This window comes from Hyalangium sp. (assembly GCF_035629615.1).
GTDB lineage: Bacteria > Myxococcota > Myxococcia > Myxococcales > Myxococcaceae > Hyalangium.
In genome coordinates, this window is record NZ_DASPHO010000054.1 from 1 (window position 1) to 23613 (window position 23613).

Sequence of the window (23613 nt, forward strand, 5' to 3'; positions counted from 1 at the left end):
AATGGGAAGGTTTATTTCAACACCGAGTGGGTGGACGCGGTGCAATGCCCCGGGGACATCAACCTCGAGCTCAACCCGTGGAAGTACGAGCGCGATGCCACCAAGAAAGAGATGGCCAGGCTGGGCAACCCCACGAGCACCGCCCACCTCAGGGATCACCACCACCCCCTGAAAGGCTGACGATAGAGGACCGAAGCACCGTGCGCTCCACCTTGCCCATGGCGTTGCGTGGCAGCGCGTCCAACGACAGGAAGCGCGCCGGCACCTTGAAGCCCGCCAGTGAGTGGCGGCACCAGCCGTCGAGATCTCCTGGCATCGCGTGCCCGGCGCGCAGCACCATGAAGGCCACGGGCACCTCACCCCAGCGCGCGTCCGCCACTCCCACCACCGCGACCTCCTGCACCGCCGGGTGCGCGGCGAGCACTGTCTCGATCTCCATGGGGTAGAGGTTCTCCCCTCCGCGGACGATGAGATCCGTCCGCCGCGAGAGCACCGTCAGCCTCCCCCGCTCGTCCAGCATCCCTACGTCCCGCGTCCGCAGCCAGCCATCACGGAACGCCTCGCGTGTGGCCTCCGGACGGTGGAGGTAGCCGGCCATCACCGTGGGGCCGCGGAGCTCGATGTCCCCTTCCCTCCCCGCTCCCAGGAGCGCTCCCTCGGGCCCGACAATGCGCACCTCCAGCCCGGGCAGCGCTGGCCCCGCCGTGCGGCCGTCGGCCTCGGTGGGGCGCTCGGTCGTCACCTGTGAGCACGCCTCCGTCAGCCCATAGGTCTGGAGCGCCAGCAGCCTCGCCGCCCGCGCTCGTGCCAGCAGCGGCGCCGGCACCGGGCCTCCGCCGATCAGCGCGAGCCGGAACGACTCGGGCAACGGGAGATCCCTTCGCGTATCGAGGACGCGCTCCAGCGTGGTGGCGACAAAGCTCGCGTGGGTGGCGCCCTCGGTATCGATCGCCCGGTTCACGGCCTCGGGGTCGAAGCGATCGTGCAGCAGGAGGCAGCCCCCGTCGTAGGCGCAGCGCGTGAGCATCGCCAGGCCGCCGACGTGGAAGAGTGGCAACGTGCCCAGCCAGCGCGGCGCCGGGTGCGTCCCCAGGTTCGCTTCCGAGCACCGCGCCGACGCGCGGAAGTTGCCTTCCGTGAGCACCGCGCCCTTGGGCCGGCCCGTCGTCCCGGAGGTGAAGAGCACGACGCGCGCGGTGGACTCCGCCAGCGGCTCACACGTGGGTGCCGGCGTCTTCACGGCATCCGCCCAGGTCTCCAACGGCTCGGCTCCAGGGAGGTGGTCCGCCAGGGAGCTCAGGGCCAGGCGCAGGCGCGGGGCAACGTCCTCGACGAGTGGCGCAAGCTCCGCTTTGGTGAGCCGGGCATTGAGCGGAGCGAGCACCGCCCCCAACCGGCCAAGAGCGAAGAAGAGGAACACACAGGCCGGATGGTTGGCTGAGAGCAGCGCGACCCGATCCCCTGCCGTGATGCCTCGCGCCTGGAGCGCGGCCACCCAACGGCCGATCTCCACGTCCAGCGCCCGGTACGTCCATGAACGGCCAGCGAACGCCAGGGCCTCTGCGTCTGGCCTGCGAGAGGCCCCTTCTCGGATGGGACAGGTAGCGATCACTTGGGGAGCCCAAGGCCTGGCGCGTCTGGCAGGACGATGCGGCCTCCGACCGGGCGGAAGGCCCGCTCCGCCGGATCGTCCTCGTTGATCTTGAAGAGGCGCCCCACCCCCAGGCCCGAGGCGAGCTTCCCCCAAGGCAGCGCCGCCGCGAGGTGGGCCGCTCCCGCCCGTGACACGATGCCGTCGAGCGAGCTCGTCACGAACGCCCCCAACCCCTGCCGTGCGGCCTGACGGGCGAACATCAGCGTGGGCAGCAGCCCCCCGAGCACCATCGGCTTGAGCACGAAGATCCTGGCCGCGGGCATGCCCCCCGCGGTCCCCAGCAACACGGAGATGGCCGAGGGGATCGCGAGCGCCTCGTCCGCGGCCAAGGGGAACTGCACGCGCCGTTGAAGCCGCCACAAGGCCTGGAGATCCTCCGGCGGTACGGGCTGCTCGCACAGCTCCAGCCCGTACCAGGCCAGCCGCTCCAACGCCTGGTGCGCCTCCCGCTCTGACCAGCCCCCGTTCGCGTCCAGCCGGAGGTTCACCTCGGGCCCCACGGCCTCGCGGACGGCCCGAACACGCGCCTCATCCTCATCGAGCGGGCGTCCGGCCACCTTGAGCTTGAGCGTGAGATAGCCCTCGGCCACCGCCCGGCGCGCCTCCTCGGCCAGCTCCAGCGGAGTCTCCGAGGTGAGCAGCGCATTGACCAGGACCTCCGAGCGCGCGGCCCGGTTGAGCAGCTTGCTCAGCGGGATCTCCCGCCGCTGCGCGAGCAGATCCAGCAACGCCAGCTCCACCGCATGATCCGCGGAGGGAGCCTCAGGAAGATCCTCCTCCACGCGCAGGTGGACACCCCTCCACTGCGAGGGATCTCCCCGGGGGATCATGAAGGACTCTTCGATGGCATCCAGGCTGTCGCTGAGCACCTGGTCCCGCAGGGCCTTCAAGTGACTGCGAAGCACGAACTCGCACGTGTCGAGAGCCTCGGTGCCGAACTCCGGCAGCGGCATCGCCTCGCCCTGGCCGACCCGCCCCTCCTCGTCCACGAGCTGAACCAGGAAGCCTTGCCGGATCGTGTAGGTCGCCCGTGCCGTCTTCAACGGACGCACGAGCTCCAGCCTCGAGGGCGTTAGCCGCGTCTCCGTGATGTGCATGAGGTCCTCACCTCAGGAACAACCCCAAGGCGAAGAGTAGCCCGAAGACGAGCTGCAGGCGCGCTGTCCCCCCGAGCGCCGCATTGAGTGCCGCGCCCTGGGCTCCCAGCACGAGCTTCAGCGGACCCACCGCCAGCGGAAGGCTCAGGAGTGCGAGAAACACCCACGCGCTGGCCAGCCCGAGCCCGTACAGAATGAAGGGGGTGGCGAACGCGGCCGCCAGCAGCACGAGGTACTCCCCCTTGCCGGCGCCCGTGCCCAGCCGCACCACGAGCGTGCGCTTGTGGGCCTTCACGTCCGTGTGCGCGTCACGCAGGTTGTTGACGACCAGGAGCGCCGTGCCCAGCGCTCCCACGGGGATGGCGGCCCACCACGCCGCCGGGCTCACGGTGAGCGCCTGCACGTAGTAGGTGCCCGTCACCGCCACGAGCCCGAAGAACACGAAGACGAAGATGTCCCCGAGCCCGTGGTACGCGAGCGGCAGCGGCCCGCCCGTATAGGCATAGCCGCACAGCACCGAGGTCAGCCCGATGGCCACGATGGGCCACCCTCCCACCCAGACCAGGTAGATGCCGGAGAGGATGGCCAGCCCGAAGCACCCCAGCGCGGCGGCCAGCACCGTGCCCGGTGAGATCAGCCCGCTCTGGGTGACGCGCACAGGCCCCAGGCGCTCGGCGGTGTCAGCGCCCTTCTTGAAGTCGTAGTAGTCGTTGGTGAGGTTGGTGCCAATCTGAATGAGCAGCGCCCCCACGAGCGCCGCAAGCGCCGGCAGCCAGCGGCCCACCCCCGCGCCAAACGCCAGCCCCGTCCCCACCGCCACCGGCATGAGCGAGGCCGTGAGCGTCTTGGGGCGGATGGCCATGACCCAGGCCTTCAGCGTGGGGCGGGGACGGCCCTCGGCTCCCAGCACAGGAGCAGGCGGGCTCAGAGACGGCACGGAAACCTCGGCTTCATGAAGGGCTCACAGGGGGCTTCTCGAACTGCGGCGCTTCGTACCAGGGTGTGTGGAGAAAGGAGAGCACTTCGCGCGCGTAGTCCTCGGGCGCCTCCAGGTGGGGTGCATGCCCGCAGTCCGTGAAGGCATGGCTCCAGACCACGGGCAGCTCCGTCGCCATCTTGCGCGCGATCTCCGTGAACTTCTCGTCCAGCTTCCCGGAGAGCAGCAGCGTGGGCAGGCGCTGGCGGTACAGCTCCTTCCAGTAGCTCGGCTGGAACCCGAGCCCCAGGCACTCCAGCGCGCCGATCAGCCCCTCCGCGTTGCAGGACTTGCGGCGGGCTCGCAGCGCCTCGAGCCGCTCCGGCGGCAGCTTCTTGAGGCTCTCGAACATGGGCTGGGCCTCCCAGCGCTCCATGAAGGCGTCCACGCCCTGGGACCGGAGCAAGGAGGCGTGCCGTCCGTCCGTCTCACGCCGCTCCGCGCGCTCCATGCGCCGGCGCAGGCCGGGAGAGCCGCTCTCCAGGATGAGCCGGCCGAAGCGCTCCGGCCGGTGCAGCGCCGCCCCGAGCGCGATCCGGGCCCCCATCGAGTAGCCCAGCAGATCCACCGAGGACACCCCGAGCTTCTCCACCAGCTCGACCAGCGCGTCCACCGTCTCGATGAAGCCGTCGCGGCCCTTGCGCTGGGGCAGCGGCGTCTCTCCGTGCCCCGGCAGATCCACCGCGACGGCCTTCACCGCGCTGCTCAGCCACGGGCGCAGGTGATCGAAGGCCGTACGGTTACCCGTGAAGCCGTGGAGGAGGACAAGAGGCCGAGGCCCCTCTCCCCAGGTGCTGTATGCCAGGGTCACGCCCATGGACCTTCTCCGAGCGCGGCCGCCATCCGCGCGAAGAGCTGCCGGTGATACTCCACATTGTCTGTCCGGTTCGTTTGAACCTCAACCAGATGCAGCCCGCCCTCGAGTCCGACTTTCACGGACGCGCGGAGGGCCGGGGGCGAATCGGGGCGGTGGAGGTCCGCACCATAGAGCGCCGCCGCGTGCGAGAGATCCACCCCGTGCGGAGTGCCGAAGAGCGGCTCGAAGTGCTCCGTGGCCTTCGCGATGGGCAGGAAGGAGAAGATGCCGCCCCCGTCGTTGTTCACCACCACGACGGTGAGCGAGAGATCATGCCGGTACGCGGTGAGCAGCCCTCCCACGTCGTGCAGGAAGGCGAGATCCCCGGTGAGCAGCACCGTGGGACGCCCCGAGGCTGCGGCCACCCCGAGCGCGCTGGAGATGATCCCGTCGATGCCGTTGGCCCCGCGGTTGGCGAGGACCCGGAGCGGCATGGCGCTCCCGGGCGCGAAGGCGTCCACGTCCCGGATCGGCATGCTGCTGGAGATGAAGAGGTTCGCCCCAGAGGGGAGCGCGGCCACCACCTCGCGAGCGACGCGCGGCTCCGTCAGCGCCGAGTGCTCGGTGAACGCAGCCTCCAGGGCATTCCGGGCCATGCGCTCGGCCTGGAGGAAGCCCTGGGCCCAGCGCCCCAGGCCTCGGGACACCCCCCGGGAGAGCGCCTCACACGCGGCCACGGCCGACCCCTCGATGACCTGCGCCGCCCGGTGGGACGGATCGAAGAGCGCGCCCTCGTCGCTGAACAGGACGATGTGCGCTCCCGAGGCGTCGAGCCACTGCTGCGGCCCCTTGGGCGTCAGCCCTCCACCGAAGCGCAGCACCAGCTCCGGCCGGTGGGCCTGGACGAAGGGCGGGTGGCGCAGGAGCGTGTCATAGAAGGAGAGCGTCCCGGCGCCTCCGCCATAGCGGGCCTGCGAGGTGGCCTCGGCAATGACGGGATAGCCGGTGGCGTGCGAGAGCGCGGTGATGGACTCCGCAAAGCCGTCCTCCTCGTCCCGCGGGCCACAGACGATGATTCCCTTCTCGGCGCTGGCGATCCGGCGGCGGACTTCATCGATCGCGTGGGGCGCCGGCTGCCGCGCGGGCGGGGTGATGGCCGTCGTCAGCGCCCCGGGGCGGCCTTCGCGGGCGAGCGTGGAGAGGCGGTCCTCGCCAAAGTCTTCGGGAGTTGGCGCCAGCGGCTCGCGAAAAGGCACGTTGAGGTGCACGGCCCCACGAGGGGCGCGCAGGGACGCGGCCACGGCCCGGGAGGCGGTGGCGCGCAGGTGCGTCAGGACCCCGTCACTGGCCTCGGGCAGCCCCAGGTCCGCGAAGAGCCGGGCGAACTCACCGAACAGACGTGCCTGGGGAATGGTCTGCGGAGCACCCCATCCTTGCAGCTCCAGCGGCCGGTCCGCGGTGAGCACCAGGAGCGGCACGTGGGACATGGCCGCCTCGATCACGGCCGGATAGAAGTGCGCCCCCGCTGTTCCACTCGTGGCCACCAGCACCGCCGGCGCGCGCGAGTGCTTGGCCACGCCCAGCGCGAAGAAGCCGGCGCTGCGCTCGTCGATGACGGACCAGGTCTTCAGCCCCTCCACGCGCTGACACGCCAGCGCCAGCGGCGAGGAGCGCGAGCCCGGGCACACCACCGCGTGACGGACGCCGCCGCGCACCAGCTCCTCCAGCAGGGCCAGCGCCCAGAGCTGGTTAAGGTTCGCGTTGGACATCGCCCCCTCCAAGAGCCCGGAGCATGGCCAGGCTCTTTATCTCCGTCTCGCGCCACTCGGCCTCCGAGCTGGAGCCCTGGACGATCCCAGCCCCCACGAAGAGCCGGGCATGCGAACCCCGCACCAGCGCCGAGCGCAGCGCCACCACCATATGCGCCCGGGTCGCTCCGATCCAACCTACGGGCCCCGCGTACCAGCCTCGATCCAGCGCCTCGTTCTCGTGCAGAAAGCCCAGGGAGTGTTCCCGCGGGACACCTCCCACCGCGGGCGTCGGGTGCAGCGCCCCCACCACCTGCGCCGCGGTCACCCCCTCGTGCAGCTCGGCGCGGATGCCGGTGCGCAGGTGCACCACGTTCCTCAGCGTCAGCAGTGCAGGCGCGGCATCCGCGGTGACGTGCTTGGCGATGGACCGCAGCGCCGCGACGATGTAGCGCACCACCGAATCGTGCTCGCGGCGCTCTTTGTCTCTCCCGTCCAACCCTTCGGCCTGTCCCGGTGCCGCAGAGCCCGCCAAGGCCTCCGTCTCCAGCACCCGCCCCTCGACGCGGCACAGCGTCTCCGGCGTGGAGCCCAGGAAGGCCAGGCCTGCCGGCGTCCGGAAGAGGAAGGTGACACAGCGCGGGTTCTGCTCCCGCAGGCGGGCCAGCACATCCACCAGATCGAACGGGCGAGCGCCCTCGGCCTCTACAGCCCGCGCCATCACCACCTTCTGGAACCGCCCGGCGGTGATGGCCTCCAGCGCGTGCTCCACCCGCGCCTTGAAGTCCTCCCGCGAAGAGGAGAGCTTGAGCGCCACGGGTCCGCCCTGAGCATGGCGGTAACCGGCTGGAAAGCTCGCGTGCACCCGCTCCAGCCGCGAGCGCACCAGATCGTCCCCGCCCAGCTCTTCCGGAGCGAACGCAGCCACTGCCATGGCATTCCCAGTCCTCCATGCGAGCACCTCGGGCAGCGTCCAGCGCGCGAAGCCGTGAGCCTCCCAGTCCGCGTCCGAGGGAGCAGTCGCAGCGAAGCGCATGCCGCCGAACCAGGGGCCGGGCAGCCACATGGGGGCCTCTCCCAGCCACCGAATCTCCACCTGCGAGGCGAGCGTCCCGAGCACCTCGCTCGCCTCAGCAGCGCTTCGCGCTTCCATCACCGCGGCTTCACCCCAGCCCGCAACGGCCTCCTGCGCCAACGGCCGCTCCCAATACAGCGTGGGCACACCGAGCAGGCTCGCTCCCGCAAGCGGATCCGCCGAGTCCAGGAGCATCATCCTGGCCACCCAGCGTTGCCCCTTGGCGGGATTGTACGTGGTCATCAGCTCATCACCCCAAGGTGACTTCTACGCAATTCCGGATATACATGCCCAAGGAGTTCAAAACCATGTGAACTCCCCTCGCACAGGCTCCGGCAGCGCGCGGTCTGCGAAAGGCGCGAAGGCCTGCTCAACCAGCCAGGGAGCCGCAGCCCGCGGATGTTCTCACGGTTCTGCGTGGCCACGCCAATGTCCCACCCGCTCCATGACGTGGGGCCGGGGAGGCGTCCTCAGAGGTCTCAGCGCGTGGCCGTGAGCAGGGAGCGCAGCACCTCAGGTTGTCTTCCACGCGATTCCGGATATACATCCACAAGGAGTTCAAAACCATGTGAACTCCTTGTCGGAGGCCATGTGGGTGGAAGGCGGACCGAGGAAGCTGCGCAGGAGAATGCGCCCCCCAAGGCAGGGCCGAACCGGGTCCTGCGAGATGCGCGCCCCGAGGGGACGTGCATCTCTGTAGGCCGGGTGGAGATCGGCGGCCCGGGCTTCGTGGTGATGGCGGGGCCCTGTGCGGTGGAGGACGCTGAGCAGACGGAGCGGACGGCCGCGGCGGTGGCTGCGGCGGGCGCCCACGTGCTGCGAGGCGGCGTATTCAAGCCCCGCACCAGCCCCTACTCCTTCCAGGGGCTGGGAGAGCCGGGGCTGCGGATGTTGGCCGAGGCGGGCCGGCGCCATGGGCTGCCGCTCATCAGCGAGGTGATGGATGCCTCGCAGCTGCCGCTGATGGTGGAGTACACGGACATCCTCCAGGTAGGCGCGCGGAACATGCAGAACTTCGCGCTGCTGCGCGCGCTGGGGAAGGTGCGCAAGCCGGTGCTGATCAAGCGCGGGCTGGCTGCCACCATCGAGGAGTGGCTGCTGGCGGCCGAGTACGTGCTGGATGGCGGCAATGAGCAGGTGCTCCTGTGCGAGCGGGGCATCCGCACCTTCGAGACGGCCATGCGCAACACGCTGGATCTGGCGGCGGTGGCCTATGTGAAGCAGCGCTCGCACCTGCCCGTCATCGTGGATCCCTCCCATGCGACAGGGGATCCAGCGCTGGTGGTGCCCATGTCGCTGGCGGCGGCGGCGGCGGGGGCGGATGGGCTGCTGGTGGAGGTGCACCCGTGGCCGGAGCGCGCACTGTGTGACGGGCTGCAGGCCCTCACACCCGAGCGGTTCCAGGAGCTGATGCGGCGGCTGCCCCCGGTGTTGCATGCCATGGATCGCCATCTCTGGAAGCCGGAGAACCCGGCCCAGGCTCTGGGGGCGTGATGAGCACGGAAGTCCGTCAGATGTTCTCCTCGATTGCCACGCGCTACGACGTGACGAACGAGGTGATGTCGCTCGGAGTCCACCGGCTGTGGCGCGGCGCCGCCGTGAGACTCAGCGGGGCGAAGGAGGGGGATCGCGTCCTCGACTGCGCCACGGGCACGGGCGATCTGGGCGGCCTACGAGTACCTGCCCCGCACGGCGGCAGCCTTCCCCTCAGGCGAGCAATTCGTGGCACTCATGGATCAGGCAGGAGCCTTCCAGGAACGGGTAGCCCATCCGCTGACGTTTGGGACATCCTACGTCTATGCCGGAACGGTCCGCTGACGCGCGGCGCCAGATCCTGAAGCAGATCCTCGACTCCGTCGATCACAGGCTGAGCTCGAGGCTGAGGGAAGCGCTCGCCCGCCCAGGACCCACGGCCCGCCCGGCAGCGGGGCAGACGGTGGTGATCGCGGGCCACCGCGCCGCAGGCAAGACGCGCTTGCTGCCGCTGGTGGGCCGGCTGCTGGAGCGCCCCACGTTGGATCTCGATGCGGAGCTCGAGCGCTCCTCCGGGCGCTCGCTGAAGACCTGGGTGGTCGAGGATCCCTCCGCCTTCCGAGCTGCCGAGCGCCAGGCCTTGCTGGCACTGCCTCCGGGGAGCCTGGTGGCCGTGGGAGGCGGGTTCCTCTCCCACCACCCGGACGCACTGGCGGGAATGTTCACCCTCATCATCCCGGTCTCTTTCGAGACGTACCGGGACCGCCTGATGACGAATACGTCCCGGCCCCGGCTCCGGCCGGGTGTCCCTCTGCTGGAGGAGATCGCTTCTGTCTTCTACGAGCGCGAAGCCCTGCATGCGCGTCTCCCCACCGTGCCCCTGGTGGACTTCCTGCGGGCCTTCTGGCGCGAGGTGAGTCCATGACCGCTGCCCTCCGCGTGGTGACGCTTCCCCCCACCGTCCAGGGCGCCGAGGCCGTGCGCTTCGCCGAGGAGGTCCGCCGCCGGGGCGCCAACATCCTCGAGGTGCGGACGGATCTGCACTCGCCAGAGGCCGTGGAGGTCCTGGCCCTGGGGAAGGTGCTGCCGTTGCTCGTGTCCGAGCGGGGCCGTCCCCTCCCCTCGCTCTGGGTGGAGACCGCCACCTACGTGGACCGGGATGTGACGGTCTCCGTGGATGCGCCTTCGTCGAAGCTGGTGGCCTCGCACCATGCCGAGCGTCCGCTCTCCACCGTCGAGGCCCTCCGGCTGTGGGAGCAGGACCTGCCCACCACGGCCTGGGTGAAGCACGTCGAGCCTCTCGGGCCTCCCGCGCGGGCCCAGGAGCTCCTGGAGACGCAGGCCCGGCTCATCGAGCGGTTTGGCGCCGGGCGCGTGACGGTGCTCGGGATGGGGGCTGTGGCACTCCCCATCCGCGGCGTGCTCGCCCGGCGCAATGCCCTCGACTATGTGGCGGCGGGAGGAGGATGGAGCGCAGCGCCCGGGCAACGGCTCCTGGATGATGTGATCCGCGAGGTTCGGGCTCCAGGAGGAGCCCCTGGCCTGCGCCGAGGCATCCTGGGCACGTCGATCGTCCACTCGCGCTCGCCGCGCATCCACCGCCAGCCCTTCGATCGCATCGACATCCCCGAGGATGCTCCCGTTGAGGAGCTGGTCGACTCGCTGCTGCCCCACTACGCCGGCTTCGCCGTCACGAGCCCCTTCAAGCTGCGCCTGGCCCGGCATGCCCGCGCTTCGCTGGAAGCCATCAACACGCTCGTCCGCCGGGGCGATCGCTGGGAGTCCTTCAACACCGATGTCGAGGGTGCGCGGGCCATCCTGAAGCGGCTCGAGGCCCGAGAGGCCTTCGTCCTCGGAGACGGAGGCTCGACCGCTGCCCTCCGCGCCATCGCGGGGGACATGGGCTGCCAGCTGCGCATCCTCAAGCGCGCGGACATCCGCGAGCCCCTCTCAGGAGCCGGTGTCTGGACGTGGCCGGATCGGGTGCCGCCGCCCGAGGAGCTGCGCTTTGACCGGGCGCGCGTGGCGGTCATCGCCTACGGTGCTCCGGGCCGCCGCGTCGCCAAGGAGATCTCGCGCCGCGGGGGCACACCCGTCATGCTGGGCGCGGCGTGGTTCATCGCGCAGGCTCGGCGGCAGCGCGAACTCTGGGAGACCGCCACATGAACACCTTCGGAACCCTCTTCCGGCTGACCACCTTTGGCGAGAGCCATGGGCCGGCGCTCGGCTCGATCATCGACGGCTGCCCGGCCGGTGTCCCGCTGACCCGGGAGCACATCCAGCTCGCGCTGGATCGCCGGCGCCCCGGCCAGTCCGCCATCACCACCGCGCGCGCCGAGGCGGATCAGGTGGAGATCCTCTCTGGCGTCTTCGAGGACAAGACGCTGGGCACGCCCCTCGCGGCCATCGTCCGCAACACCAACCAGCGCTCGCAGGACTACGAGAAGCTCAAGGCGGAGGATCGGCCGGGCCACGCGGACGCGGTCTGGCGCGAGCGCTACAAGCACCGCGATCACCGCGGCGGCGGGCGCACGAGCGGGCGCGAGACGCTCTGCCGCGTCATCGGCGGCGCGGTGGCGGAGGCCTACCTCGCCCGGGATCTGCCACAGGTGCGCACGGTGGGCTGGGTGTCCCAGGTGGGCAACCTCATCGCCGCGGTCCCTGCGTCCGGCCTCACGCGGGCTCAGGTGGACGAGCACCCCACGCGCTGCGCGGACCCCGTGGTGCGCGAGGAGATGTCGCGGCGCATCCTCGCGGCCAAGGAGGCCGGGGACAGCCTCGGAGGCTCCATTGACATCCGCGTCGAGGGCCTGCCAGTGGGCCTGGGCGAACCCATCTTCGGCAAGCTCAAGGCGCTGATCGCCCAGGCGCTGGGAAGCGTGGGGGCAGTGACGGGGGTCGTCTGGGGCCCGCCGGATCTGCTCGCGCGGATCGAACAGCCGGGGAGCGTCTTCCACACGAAGAAGGAGATGTACGGCGGCATCCAGGGCGGCCTGGCCAACGGCGAGCCAATGCAGGTGCGCGCCTTCTTCAAGCCCCCCGCCACACTCGCGGACCACGCGAAGGGCGGGCGCCATGATCCGTGCATCATGCCGCGCGCGGTCCCCGTTCTCGAGGCGATGGTGTCGCTGGTGATCGCCGATCTCGTCCTGCAGATGAACGCCTTCCCCCACACCGCATGAGCTTCCTTCCTCCCGGCGCGTACAAGCCCGCAGTCGATTACTGGGGCCCCTTCCCGAAGCTCTCGAAGCGCCTGCCCGAAGGCAGCGTGGCGGTCGTGGACAAGACCGTGGCGCGGTTCCACTCGGGGCTGATCCCAGCCCTCGAGGCGCGTAACCCTCGCGCGATTGTCCAGATCACCGGCGGGGAGAAGGCCAAGAACTTCGCCTCCCTGGAGAAGGTGCTCGCAGGAGGGCTCGCCCTGCCCCGCTCGGGGACGCTGGTGGTGGTGGGAGGAGGAACCCTCGGTGACGTGGCGACGGTGGCTGCGCACCTGCTCAAGCGAGGGGTGCGGCTGGTGCAGGTACCCACCACCCTGCTGGCGGCGGTGGACAGCAGCCTCGGCGGGAAGGGCGCCGTGGATCTCACCTTGAAAGGACGCGTGGTGAAGAACCCTGCGGGGGTCTTCCACTACGCGGACGAGGCGTGGATCTGCCCGGAGCTGTTCTCCTCGCTCTCCGAGGCTCAGCTCCGAGAAGGCGCGATCGAGGCCTGGAAGATGGTGGTCTGCCTCGACGGGCCCCGCTTCCACCGCTATATCCGCAAGGCCCCGGTGCTGGAGCGGCTGGTGAAAGATGCACGGCGCCTCAAGGAGAGCGTCTGCGCGCGGGATCCCTACGAGCAGACCGGCCTGCGGCGGGTGCTCAACTTCGGCCACAGCTTTGGCCATGTCCTGGAGAGCTTGTCCCGGTTCAAGCTGTCCCACGGTGATGCGGTGGGACTGGGGATGCTCTGCGCGCTGGATGTCGGCCGGTCCATGGGCGTGACTCCGGTGCCCGTCGCCGAGGCGGTCGAGCAGGCGCTGTACCGCGGGCCAGGTGTGCTTCGCCGTGAGCGAATCGCCGCCCTGCTGCACCGCGCGCCCCTGGGGGACGTGGTGGAGCTGATCGCCGCCGACAAGAAGGCCGGAACGGCGGGCGAGCTGCGCATGGTGCTCCTCATCAGCATTGGCGCCTTTGAAGTCAGGGATGTCCCCGAGGCGACCTGGCGCAACCTCTGGCCCGCCTGGAAGCAGGGACTCCGCCCATGAGCAAGCTCCACGTCGATCCCAGCCACCTCGGCCCCGCGCGCCTCACGCCCCCGGTGTCCAAGTCGGACGCGCAGCGGGCACTGGTGCTCGCGCACCTCACGGGCCACTGGCCCCTCTCCGCGCTCCAGTCCGAGCCCGAAGCCGATCTCGCCGCCGACGTCCGCGTCCTCACGCGCGGCGTAGAGGCCCTGCGCCTTCCTCCCGGCCCCGTCCGGGAGGTGGACTGCGCGGATGGAGGCGCTCCGTTCCGCATCCTCGTCACGCAGTCCGCCGTGACCCCGGGGGCCCATGTGCGTCTCACGGGTACTCCCCGCCTGGGCGAGCGCCCCCACGGCCCGCTCTTCGACTCCCTCCGGGAAGCCCTGGGGCCCTCAGGCCTCTCGTTGACCGAGGGTAAGCCCTGGCCCGTGGAGATCCGCGCGCCGATCCGGACGGGTACTCCCGTCTTCCGCGTTCCTGGCGACCAGAGCAGCCAGTATGCCTCCAGCCTCCTGCTGGGCAGCGCGGCGCTCTTCCTGCGCGAGCACCGCCCCTGGAGTGTGGAGATCCAAGGCACGCTGACGAGCGCGGGCTACCTGGAGCTCACCGTCTCCTGGCTGCGGCGCTTCGGCTTCACCGTGGAGGAGAGCGCCTCGCGGTTCACCGTGACGGCGCACCAGCCCTCGGCGAGCGCCCCGCCCATGCCGGGAGACTGGTCCTCGCTGGGCTACCTGCTCCTCATGGCCTGGCGCACGGGCGGCAGCGTGGAGCGCGCGGACCCCTCCAGCGCCCACCCCGATCAGGCGATCCTGCGGCTGGTGCAGCCGGCGGGCCTCGCCCCTGTCCCCGGGCCGGACCTCACGATGCGGATGGAGGGGCAGGCCCGTGATGGGCTCGTGGCCTCCGGCAAGGAGTGTCCGGACCTGCTGCCCACCCTGGCCGCGCTCGCTTGCGTGCTACCCCGCCCCTCGACCCTGACGGATGTGGGTATTCTCCGCCTCAAGGAGAGCGACCGGCTGGAGGGCATCCGCACCCTGGTCGCCGCCTACGGGGGATCCACCCTCCTGGAGGGCGAGACGCTCACCCTCACCCCTCCGCCCGCCCCGCCCGCCCACTTCGCCATGGACAGCCGTGGCGATCACCGGCTCGCCATGGTGTCCGCCACCCTCTCCGTGCTCTCGGGCGTGCCCCTGACGCTCACCGGCCCCGAGTGCGTGGAGAAGAGCTTCCCGGGCTTCTGGCGACAGGTCGAACGGATGGGTGTACGCCTAACTGAATGAGGGTTCAAGTCACACTGTCCGAGGCAAGCGCACCCCACTCTTTTTTGTTGAAAGCACTCTGCTCCCTGTGAAATCTCCCGCTCATGCCCAAGGACACGCTGACGATCACGGACAACCGGACCGGGAAGACGTACGAAGTGCCGATCGAGAACGGAAGTATTCGCACTCACGCGCTGAGGCAGATCAAGGTCAGTGACGAAGACTTCGGTCTCATGGGGTACGACCCAGCGTTCCTGAACACGGCCAACTGCAGGAGCGCCATCACCTTCATCGACGGCGACAAGGGCATCCTCGAGTACCGCGGCTTCCCCATCGAGCAGCTGGCGGAGAAGTCCTCCTTCCTGGAGGTGTCCTACCTGCTGCTCAACGGCGAGCTGCCCACCCCAAAGGAGCTCGAGCAGTTCATCCACCTCGTGACGCACCACACGTACGTGCACGAGAACATCAAGACCTTCATGGACGGGTTCCGCTACGACGCGCACCCCATGTCCATGCTGGCCTCCACGGTGGCGGCGCTCTCCGGCTTCTACCCGGACGCCAAGCACACCAAGGACGAGCAGAGCCGCCGCATCCAGATCACCCGGCTGATCGCCAGGATGCCGGCGATTGCCGCCTTCTCGTTCCGGCACAGCATGGGCCTGCCGTACATCTACCCGGACAACGAGCTGTCCTACGTCGCCAACTTCCTGGCGATGATCCGCCGCATCGGCACGGCCACCTACAAGGTGCACCCGGTGCTGGAGCGCGCGCTGGATCTGCTCTTCATCCTGCACGCGGACCATGAGCAGAACTGCTCCACCACGTCGGTGCGCACGGTGGGCTCCTCCGAGGTGGATCCGTACTCGGCGGTGAGCGCGGGCATCGGTGCGCTGTACGGCCCGCTGCACGGCGGCGCCAACGAGGCTGTGCTCCGCATGCTGCGCGAGATCGGCCACATCTCGAAGATCCCGGACTTCATCAAGGCGGTGAAGAGCGGCGAGGGCGAGAAGAAGCTGATGGGCTTCGGCCACCGCGTCTACAAGTCCTACGATCCGCGCGCCAAGGTCATCAAGCGCGTGGCGGACGAGGTGTTCGAGGTGACGGGCAAGAACCCGCTGCTGGACATCGCCGTGGAGCTGGAGCGCATCGCCCTGCAGGACGAGTACTTCGTCAAGCGCAAGCTGTACCCCAACGTCGACTTCTACTCGGGCCTCATCTACGAGGCGATGGGCTTCCCGGTGGAGATGTTCCCGGTGCTCTTCGCCATCCCGCGCACGGTGGGCTGGTGCGCGCAGTGGGAGGAGATGGTGAAGGATCCGGAGCAGAAGATCGCCCGTCCGCGCCAGATCTACACGGGCTCCAAGCGCCGCGAGTACGTCCCCATGGAGAAGCGCGCCGCCAAGTAGTCCCGGCCCACTGGGCCGCGGCCTGAAGCACGAGAGGGGCGAGGGACTCCGGTCCCCCGCCCCTTTGCTTGGGGCCGCGCCTGCCTCAGCCTGCCTTGGCCTCGGAGGAGGAGGAGCCCTCGGCGTACAGGGACTCGATGAGGGCGGCGTGCTTCTTCTCTACCGCGCTCCGGCGGACCTTGAGCGTGGGCGTCATCTCCCCACCGTCGATGGAGAAGTCCTCCGGCAGGATGGCGATGCGCTTGATCGTCTCGAACTTGGACAGCTTCGGGTTGACGTCGCGCTCGATGGCCTGCTCCAGGTACTGGCGCAGCTGGGGATCACGCACCAGCGTGCCAGGCTCCTCGGGCCACCCCTTCTCCCGGGCCAGAGCCTTCAGCTTCTCCGCGTCCACCGTCAGCAGCGCGACAAGGTAGTTGCGCCGCTCGCCGATGACGACGGCCTGGCTCACGGGGGAGACGCTCTTGAGCATGAGCTCGATGTTGGAGGGCGCCGTCTTCTTGCCACCCGAGGTGACGATGATCTCCTTCTTGCGGCCGGTGATGTGGGCAAAGCCCTCGCCATCCAGCACGCCCACATCTCCGGTATGGAGCCACCCCTCCTGCAGCAGCTCCGCGGTGGCAGCGGCCTCCTTGAAGTAGCCGAGGCACACGTTGCCGCCCCGAACGAGGATCTCCCCATCCTCCGCGATGCGGACCTCCACGCCCACCAGGGGCCGCCCCACGGAGCCCAGGCGCGTGGCCTCCTTCGTGTTGAGCGTCCCAGGCCCCGTCACCTCGGACATGCCCCAGACTTCGCGGATGATGACGTCGATGGAGGCGAAGAAGTCCAGCACCTCCCGGCTGATGAGCGCCGCGCCGACGGATAAGAACTCCACCTGATCGAAGCCGATGCGCTCATGGAGCTTGGAGAACACCAGGCGGCGGGCGAGCTGGTACTGCGCCTCCAGCGTCAGGGGCACCTTCTCGTGGCGCAGCGCGAGCGTGTGGTACTCGGTGGCCACCCCGCGGGCCCACCCCAGCACCTTCTGCCGGAGCGCCGGCTGGGTGCGGAAGCCCTCCTCCGCCTTCGCCTTGAACTTCTCCCACACCCGGGGCACGCCGAAGAAGAAGGTGGGCCGCACCTCCTTCAGGTTCTGCGGCACCGACTCCAGGGAGTCCGCGAAGAAGACCTGCACCCCCAGCATCAACGGGGCGTAGATGGTGAGCATCTGCTCGGCGATGTGCGAGAGCGGCAGGTACGACAGCACCCGCTTGGAATCCGTGCCGAAGGGCACTGCCTTGAGGAGCTTCTCCGCCGTCCACACCATGTTGTGGTGGCTGAGCATCACCCCCTTGGGGTTGCCCGTGGTGCCCGAGGTGTAGATGAGGCTGGCCAGCCCTTCCTTCTCCAGCGCGTTGACGCGCTCCCAGTAGGGGCCCTCGTCCGCGCCAGTGCCCTTCTCCAGCACATCCGAGTACCGCAGCACGCCCTCCGGCAGCGTCTCGGGCGGATCCATGACGATGATGTGGCGCAGCCGGGGCAGCCGCTCGCGCAACTTCAGCGCCCCCTCGAGGTATTTCGCGTTCTCCACCAGGAAGAACTCCGCCTCGCTGTGCTGGAGGATGTATTCGATCTGATCCGCGCTGCTGGTGGTGTAGATGCCCACCGGCACTCCCCCGAGCGCTATGGCGGCCAGATCCGCCACCAGCCACTCCTCGCGGTTGAAGCTCTGGATGGCCAGGGCCCCCTTGGCCGCGAACCCCAGGGCCTGCAGGCCCAGGGCGAAGCGCGTGACGCGCTGGGCATACTCGCGCCAGGAGGTGGGCACATACGTCTTGCCGCGCCGCTTCCAGAGGGCCGGCCGGTGCTCGTGCCGCGTGGCCTGCTCGTGGAGCACATGCACCATCGTCTTGGGTTGTTCCATGGGAGGGGGAGGCTACAGGAAACCCACCGGGGGGGACCATGACATCCCGACGCACGGAGGCGTCTCCGTCGTTGACAGGCGACTAGGCGGCTATGTATTCCGCGCAACGACCATGAGCATCGACTTCACCTGTCAGAAGTGCGAGGCGAGCTTCGAGCTCGACGCGCAGGATCTCATCGAGGGGACGGAGAAGTTGGTCTGCCCCCACTGCGATGCGAAGGCGCCTGCCAACCTCTCCGAGGACTTCGTCGCGGCGCTCACGGAGATGCGTGCGCAGATCGCCGTGATGGGCAAGAAGTTCGCCGTCAGCATGACGCTCGAGTCCGAGGATCTGGAGGACGAGCTCGAGGAGGAGGAGGATGACGAGGAGGAGGACGACGAGGAGTCCGAGGACGACGACGACGAGCTCGACTTCGATGAGGACGAGGACGTCGAGGACGACGAGGACTACGATGACGAGGACGTCGAGAAGTAAGCGGGCTGTTCGCCTGACTGCTCTCCGTCCCGGGGGGCTGAGAGCCAGGCCGTAGAGCAGGCGGGCACGGTTTCTGCCCTCGCCGTCGGGGATGGGGTGCGTACGTTTGAAGTGTGAAAACACCCAATCGCGCCGGACTCTTTCTCGCCCCCCTCTCCGCCGTGGTGCTGGCACTGGTGGGTCTGCTGTTCCTCCCCACCCTCTCCTCCCTGCCGGCGTCTGCCGCACCACCGCGACTGGCTGGCCCCGAGCCCTGCGTCACTGAAGAAGGCGCCGATCCGGGCCCCTGCAGGGAGCTCATTGTGCTCGTGGTGCGGGACGTGGTGCCGCTGGTGGAAGCCCAGACCCACGCCGTGGTGCTGACCACCGAGGACGGTGAGATCGTCCTCCCGGTCTTCGTGGACGAGGCGGCGGCCGTGGCCATCGCCTTCCGCCTGGCCCACCTGGAGCCTCCGCAGCCGCTCGCTCAGGATCTGCTGGACGATGTGGTGTCCAAGCTGGGCGCCCAGGTCACCGAGGTCCGCATCGACGATCTGCGCGGCGACATCTATACGGGCCGTGTGTTCCTCCAGCAGGGCAAGAAGCGCCTGGAGCTGGACGCCCGCCCAGCGGACTCGATCGCCATGGCGCTGGACGGCAACGCCCGCATCCGCGTCACGCGCAAGGTGCTCACCCAGGCGGGCATCAGCCGCGAGGACATCGAGACGCTGCACGAGCAGGGCCCCGGCGTTGGCGGCAGCGGCGAGCCAGTCGAGCCCGGGCCGGTTCCGCTCGCGCCTCGGCCGAAGGGCAAGGAGATCAGCCTCTAGCCCGGCCTTCTGCTCGAGGGTGACACAGGAAAGCCCGGCCCCCCCTCCCAGGGAAGCCGGGCTTTCACTTTCCTCGAACGGCAGGAGTGCAGAGACACGAACGCCCAGCCACTCTGGGCGCCCGTGCGGGATGCACATTCGCCTTGCGAGATCTCGGCTGTCAAGGGGGCCAGCCACCGCCTAGGATGCCAAGCCCATGCGCAAGGCGAAAATCATCTGCACGCTCGGCCCCGCTTCGAACACCCCGGAGATCATCGAGGGGCTCATCCGCGCCGGTATGAACGTCGCACGTCTCAACTTCTCGCACGGGACGCATGACGACCATCGACGGAGGGTGAACACGATCCGCAAGCTGTCCCGGAAGCTGGGACTGCCCGTGGCCATCCTTCAGGACGTGCAGGGGCCCAAGATCCGGCTCGGCAAATTCGAGGGCGGTCAGCTCATCGTGAGGGAGGGGCAGACGGTGACGGTGACGACCCGCGCCGTCCTGGGCCAGGGGGCGGTCATCCCGACGCCGGTGCTCTCGCTGCCGAAGGATGTGTCGCGAGGGGACGCCATCCTGCTGGATGACGGGCGGGTGCGCCTGCGGGTGCTCCGGGTGGCGGGCCGGGACGTCACCGCGAAGGTGGAGATAGGCGGCCTGCTGAAGGACCACAAGGGGCTCAACCTGCCGGGCGCTGCGATCTCGGTGCCGACGATCACGGAGAAGGACGCGGTGGATCTGGCGTTCGGCCAGGAGCTGGGCGTGGACTACGTGGCGCTCTCGTTCGTGCGCTCGGCGGACGACATCCGGCTGGCGCGTGAGCACGTGGCCAAGCGGAACACGCCCCTCATTGCGAAGATCGAGAAGCCCCAGGCGGTGGCGAACCTGGAGGCCATCGCCGCGGCGGCGGACGGGGTGATGATCGCCCGCGGGGATCTGGGCGTGGAGATGCCGCTGGAGCAGCTGCCAGGCATCCAGAAGCGCTCGGTGGCCGAGGTGAACCGGATGGGGGGCCTGGTCATCGTGGCCACGGAGATGCTGGAGAGCATGGTGGGCAACTCGCGGCCCACGCGCGCCGAGGTGTCCGACGTGGCCAACGCCATCCTGGACGGAGCGGACGCGGTGATGCTCTCGGGCGAGACGGCGGCGGGCAAGTACCCCATCGAGGCGGCGGCCACCATGGCGCGGATCGTGGAGGAGACGGAGCGCGGGGTAGGCCTGGGGCTGCGCCCCTCCCTGGTTGACCGGAAGGATGACCTGTCCACCGGCGTCGCGGCGGCGGCGGTGGCAGCGTCCGAGCAGCTCGGCATCGACACGATCATCACCTACACGGAGCGAGGCCACACCGCGCGCCTGGTCTCCGAGTTCCGGCCGCGGGCCCAGATCATCGGCCTGACGCCCAGCCCGGACACGGTGAACCGGATGGCGCTCTACTGGGGCGTGACGGGGATTCAGGTGGGCCGGCTGAAGAGCACGGACGCGATGCTCACGCAGGTGCGCCGGCTGTGCCGTGACCAAGGGCTGTGCAAGGCAGGACAGCCGGTGGTCATCGTCGCGGGAGTGCCGCTCAACGAGCCCGGCAGCACGAACATGATGTCCATCCACCGCATCTGAGCTCCTCCCAGTGGACCCAGGCAGCACTCCCCCCCTTGAAGCGGCACCGCACTCCCGGTAAAACGACATTTTCGGGCTAAGCATCAGTGCCTGGAAAATCTCGTTTGAACCGGGAGGGGCCACTTGAGAGTGCCGGGAACCCTGGTGGGGATCGCGCTTCTGGGGCTGCTGGCCTGGAGGTTCGCTGCGCCCGGAGAGGCCCTGGTCTCTCAAGAGACGGTCACCCCCCCCTTGGCAGGGGTCGTGGTGCAGCCCCCAGCTCCGCGAGAGGCGGCCTGGCCGCTCCAGGTTCCGGCGGGAACGGCTGCGCCCGACGCGCGGCAGCTCAAGGTTCAGCTCCTGGTGGCCAAGGCCCGGCATGCGCTGGGTCAGTCCTATGAGCGTGCCGCCTCGCATGGGGACTTCGCCCTGGCACCGGGCCGCATCCTGAAGAGCCTCCTCGACAGGCGCTGCGGGCTCGTCCACGGCCACGAGGAGGAGCTCGCCGCCGAGCGGGAGCGGCTCGGGCTCCAGGCCTTGAGCGGTGCTGACCTGTGCCGAGAGCTCCTGTTCTCGGTGCTGAAGGAGCGCCTCGGCCTCCCGGAAGGCATCTCGCAGGCTCGGTTCTGGGACCTGTTGGAGCAGGTGGACGCGGCCTACGAGCGACTCGTCCTGGCAGAGCCTGCCGTCGCGAGTACCCAGGCCTTCCGCGCCGCCACCGAGCGCTTCCGCGAGGCTCGCCGGGGCATCGTTGGCCCAGAGCTCGATCAGCGCCTCTTCGGGCTCGCGGATGAGGTGCTCCGCCTTCCCTTCCAGGTGGACGATCTCGTCCACGACACGCGCACTCCCACTGAACAGAAGCTCGCTGCCTACGAGGGAATGCTCCAGCGAATCGAGCGCGAGCATGGCGTGCGGCTCGCATCCGTCGTGGAGCCCATGGAGCTGGCGAAGCACGCGCTGCGGCTCCACGAGACTGCCGGTCCACTCGGGCCCGAGCAGCAGCAGGCGGTGCTGGAGCGCTACGCGGGCTCCGACGTCTCACGGCGCTACCTGGAGCATCAGCAGGAAGAGCGAGACCGGAGCGAGCGCCTGGGCGCGTTCAACCAGGAGCGTGATCAGCTCCTGGAGCAGCTGGCAGGAGCGGGGCTTACTCCGGAGCAGCGCCATCAACGGATGGCGGAGATCGACCAGCAGCTCTTCAAGAAGTACCGCCTGCAGTAACCCGCATCGCAGTCCCGAAGGAGTCCGCAGATGGAGTCTCGCAAGAACCCGTGGCGCCAGGGTGTGCTGCCTGCCGCGCTCGTGCTGATGTTCGCCGCTCAGGCCTGGGCCGAGGGCACGCCTGCGTTCGACGCCTATTACTCGAACCGTCCCAAGGAGTGGTTCGACGCCGCGAGCGAGGTCGACTACTTCAATCCCTCGATCACCCGCTCCTGGCAGCTGAACGAGACCTGCAGCGACTCCGGGTTCTTCTCGGTGGCTTCCTACAACATCTTCCACAACGTCCCATTCGTCACCGACTTCGGAGACGAGATGGAGCAGAGCCTGGGCAAGGTGACGAAGTGCGCGGACGTCGTCCTGTACCAGGAGGCCTGGGACTACGACGACATCATCGAGGATGGTCCCAAGGCGGACCTGACCGCCCGCGGCTACAAGATGCTGACCCCGGCAGGCTACTACTGTGACGACTCAGGCGAAGGCGCCATCGAGAACGACTGCAGCGGCCTGGTGATGTTCTACAAGAGCGGCACCACGCTGGTGAAAGAGCTGACGCTCCAGCCCTTCACCACCGTGAACGGCGCCGACGTGCACAAGGAGAAGGGCGTCTGGGGCGCGATCTTCGCCAAAGAGGGGCGCTACTACTACGTCTTCAACACCCACTTCACCTACGGGAGCAACAGCCACCTCGACGGGGACGCCACCTCTGACAGCTCGCGCCTCTCCAACATGAAGCAATCGCTGGCCTTCATGCGAGATCGCGTGAACGCCAACAAGGCCAGCTATCCCCCCGCGCTCATCCTCTTCGGTGGCGACTTCAACGCCGACTTCGCCAGCAACAACAGCTATTCCAAGGGCTACCAGCTGCTCGTCCAGGCCGCGGCCCAGAGCTCCTTCTTCGATCCGTATGACTACGCCCTCGGGGGCGCCCTCATGGGAGGCCACGAGACGGCCGGCTTCCAGTCCAACTGGCCCGGCGCCACCGCTGACACGGGCCCGAATGGCATGGCCACCGGTGCCAAGGGCGACTTCGACACGGTCCTGGTGGGGACAACCTCTGCGTTCGGCGGCTGCTCGCCTACCTCCATCTCGTACAGCGGCTGGGCTCCGGCGTGGCGGACGATCGACAGCAACCAGCGCAAGTGGCCCGTTTACACCCACTCCGACCACTACGGCCGATGGATCCGGGTGAGGCCTGGGTGCTAAGTCACGAGGAGAAAGTTCCGTCAGGGGGAGGTCGCCGCCCAGGCCGAGAAATCGGGCCTCGGCATAGCCCCCCCCTGAAAAGACTTAACCCCGATGACTTAGTCCCCGGCGGATAAGCATGGGGGCGCTGCCGGCGGCAGGGAGGAGCTGCTTGTGGGCGGGGGCCGGCGGCTTGCTGGTGGGCCTGTCAGCGCACCTGATCCTCGTCTTCCCCGCCAACGTGCTGGGCCTCGTGGGCGGGTTCGCCTGCTACTTCCGAGCACTCGGCCGCAGCGAGACACCGCGCACGGGGCTGCTCGCGGGCTCCGTGTTCGGCCTGCTCATGGCGGGCAGCAGCCTCTACTGGCTCACCGATGTGCTCTATGTGCTGACGCTCGGCGAGCGCATCGTTGGCGCCGCCGTGGTGGGTGGCTTCCTGCTGCTGATCGCGCTGCCGTACGCGCTGTGGGGCCTCGTGATGGGACTGGCGCAGCGCCGGCCCTCACACCGCTGGCTCTTCCTTCATGCACCCGGGCTGCTCTTGGCACAGGCGCTCGTCCATGATGTGTGGCTCGGGTTTCCCTGGCTGCACCATGGCTACTGGCTGGCCTTCGGTCCGTTGGGTGGCTGGCTGGCCCTGCTGGGCGCATGGGGTTCGGGGTTGCTCCTGCTCCACCTGGCGGCGGGCCTCGGGCTCTGGAACCAGCTCCCGAGGGCCCCCCAGCATGTGCT

At 69.1% G+C, this 23613-nt stretch carries 21 protein-coding genes and 1 pseudogene; 15 read left to right on the forward strand and 7 right to left on the reverse strand.

Annotated elements, in window-relative coordinates:
- On the forward strand, positions 1-180 hold a 180-nt coding region (locus VD972_RS02445; protein WP_324980124.1), incomplete at its 5' end, for a hypothetical protein.
- Here the strand turns inward: VD972_RS02445 and menE are convergent.
- The 6 genes from menE to VD972_RS02475 are packed head-to-tail and all read right to left on the reverse strand — an operon-like array spanning position 149 to position 7589.
- The gene (gene menE, locus VD972_RS02450; protein WP_324980127.1) at positions 149-1612 is read right to left on the reverse strand and encodes an o-succinylbenzoate--CoA ligase; all 1464 of its coding nucleotides are present in this window, start codon (positions 1610-1612) and stop codon (positions 149-151) included. The two genes, VD972_RS02445 and menE, sit on opposite strands and share 32 nt — an antisense overlap.
- Entirely contained in the window at positions 1609-2751 is a 1143-nt protein-coding gene (gene menC, locus VD972_RS02455) for an o-succinylbenzoate synthase (protein ID WP_324980130.1), read from the reverse strand. The genes menE and menC overlap by 4 nt, the downstream gene beginning before the upstream one ends.
- 7 nt (positions 2752-2758) lie before the next feature.
- Positions 2759-3688 (reverse strand): 1,4-dihydroxy-2-naphthoate polyprenyltransferase, encoded by a 930-nt coding sequence (locus VD972_RS02460; RefSeq protein ID WP_414653970.1) that lies wholly within the window; start codon positions 3686-3688, stop codon positions 2759-2761.
- Between the two features lie 13 nt (positions 3689-3701).
- Positions 3702-4544: a 2-succinyl-6-hydroxy-2,4-cyclohexadiene-1-carboxylate synthase gene (gene menH / locus VD972_RS02465; protein WP_324980132.1), complete on the reverse strand. Its 843-nt coding sequence runs from the start codon at positions 4542-4544 to the stop codon at positions 3702-3704.
- The gene (gene menD, locus VD972_RS02470) at positions 4535-6292 is read right to left on the reverse strand and encodes a 2-succinyl-5-enolpyruvyl-6-hydroxy-3-cyclohexene-1-carboxylic-acid synthase (protein ID WP_324980135.1); all 1758 of its coding nucleotides are present in this window, start codon (positions 6290-6292) and stop codon (positions 4535-4537) included. Before menD ends, menH begins: the two co-directional genes overlap by 10 nt.
- Positions 6273-7589 carry an isochorismate synthase gene (locus VD972_RS02475; RefSeq protein ID WP_324980138.1) on the reverse strand — a complete coding sequence of 439 codons (1317 nt, stop codon included), beginning with the start codon at positions 7587-7589 and terminating at the stop codon, positions 6273-6275. Before VD972_RS02475 ends, menD begins: the two co-directional genes overlap by 20 nt.
- Positions 7590-7937: 348 nt before the next feature.
- Between VD972_RS02475 and aroF the strand changes: the two genes are divergently transcribed.
- The 8 genes from aroF to VD972_RS02515 all read left to right on the forward strand — a co-directional run bounded on the left by aroF (position 7938) and on the right by VD972_RS02515 (position 15712).
- Entirely contained in the window at positions 7938-8840 is a 903-nt protein-coding gene (gene aroF, locus VD972_RS02480) for a 3-deoxy-7-phosphoheptulonate synthase (RefSeq protein WP_324980141.1), read from the forward strand.
- A gap of 20 nt (positions 8841-8860) precedes the next feature.
- On the forward strand, positions 8861-9184 hold the full coding sequence (locus VD972_RS02485) for a class I SAM-dependent methyltransferase (protein ID WP_324980178.1): 324 nt from the start codon (positions 8861-8863) through the stop codon (positions 9182-9184).
- The gene (locus tag VD972_RS02490) at positions 9145-9744 is read left to right on the forward strand and encodes a shikimate kinase (RefSeq protein ID WP_324980144.1); all 600 of its coding nucleotides are present in this window, start codon (positions 9145-9147) and stop codon (positions 9742-9744) included. The genes VD972_RS02485 and VD972_RS02490 overlap by 40 nt, the downstream gene beginning before the upstream one ends.
- Positions 9741-10985 carry a shikimate dehydrogenase gene (locus VD972_RS02495; protein ID WP_324980147.1) on the forward strand — a complete coding sequence of 415 codons (1245 nt, stop codon included), beginning with the start codon at positions 9741-9743 and terminating at the stop codon, positions 10983-10985. Before VD972_RS02490 ends, VD972_RS02495 begins: the two co-directional genes overlap by 4 nt.
- Positions 10982-12001, forward strand: coding sequence for a chorismate synthase (gene aroC, locus VD972_RS02500; protein ID WP_324980150.1), 1020 nt, complete (start codon positions 10982-10984; stop codon positions 11999-12001). The genes VD972_RS02495 and aroC overlap by 4 nt, the downstream gene beginning before the upstream one ends.
- Complete coding sequence (locus VD972_RS02505; protein ID WP_324980153.1) at positions 11998-13068, forward strand: 3-dehydroquinate synthase family protein; 1071 nt, start codon at positions 11998-12000, stop codon at positions 13066-13068. The genes aroC and VD972_RS02505 overlap by 4 nt, the downstream gene beginning before the upstream one ends.
- Positions 13065-14327 (forward strand): 3-phosphoshikimate 1-carboxyvinyltransferase, encoded by a 1263-nt coding sequence (locus VD972_RS02510; protein WP_324980157.1) that lies wholly within the window; start codon positions 13065-13067, stop codon positions 14325-14327. Before VD972_RS02505 ends, VD972_RS02510 begins: the two co-directional genes overlap by 4 nt.
- Before the next feature lie 83 nt (positions 14328-14410).
- Positions 14411-15712, forward strand: a complete 1302-nt coding sequence (locus tag VD972_RS02515; RefSeq protein ID WP_324980160.1) for a citrate synthase — start codon at positions 14411-14413, stop codon at positions 15710-15712.
- Between the two features lie 85 nt (positions 15713-15797).
- Here the strand turns inward: VD972_RS02515 and VD972_RS02520 are convergent, their stop codons facing one another.
- A complete protein-coding gene (locus VD972_RS02520) occupies positions 15798-17618 on the reverse strand; it encodes a long-chain fatty acid--CoA ligase (protein ID WP_324980163.1) in 1821 nt (606 codons plus the stop codon).
- Between the two features lie 112 nt (positions 17619-17730).
- Here VD972_RS02520 and VD972_RS02525 point away from each other — a divergent pair, with 112 nt between their 5' ends.
- From VD972_RS02525 to VD972_RS02550, 6 genes and pseudogenes are all read left to right on the forward strand, one after another.
- Entirely contained in the window at positions 17731-18093 is a 363-nt protein-coding gene (locus VD972_RS02525) for a hypothetical protein (protein WP_324980166.1), read from the forward strand.
- A gap of 113 nt (positions 18094-18206) precedes the next feature.
- Complete coding sequence (locus VD972_RS02530; RefSeq protein WP_324980168.1) at positions 18207-18902, forward strand: bifunctional nuclease family protein; 696 nt, start codon at positions 18207-18209, stop codon at positions 18900-18902.
- Positions 18903-19098: 196 nt separating this feature from the next.
- Positions 19099-20499, forward strand: a complete 1401-nt coding sequence (gene pyk / locus VD972_RS02535; protein ID WP_324980171.1) for a pyruvate kinase — start codon at positions 19099-19101, stop codon at positions 20497-20499.
- A gap of 129 nt (positions 20500-20628) precedes the next feature.
- Positions 20629-21699 carry a lipase secretion chaperone gene (locus VD972_RS02540; protein ID WP_324980181.1) on the forward strand — a complete coding sequence of 357 codons (1071 nt, stop codon included), beginning with the start codon at positions 20629-20631 and terminating at the stop codon, positions 21697-21699.
- Positions 21700-21729: 30 nt separating this feature from the next.
- Entirely contained in the window at positions 21730-22902 is a 1173-nt protein-coding gene (locus VD972_RS02545) for an endonuclease (protein ID WP_324980174.1), read from the forward strand.
- A 151-nt stretch (positions 22903-23053) separates the two neighbouring features.
- Positions 23054-23613 (forward strand): annotated as a pseudogene (locus tag VD972_RS02550) (apolipoprotein N-acyltransferase); the annotation flags it as partial.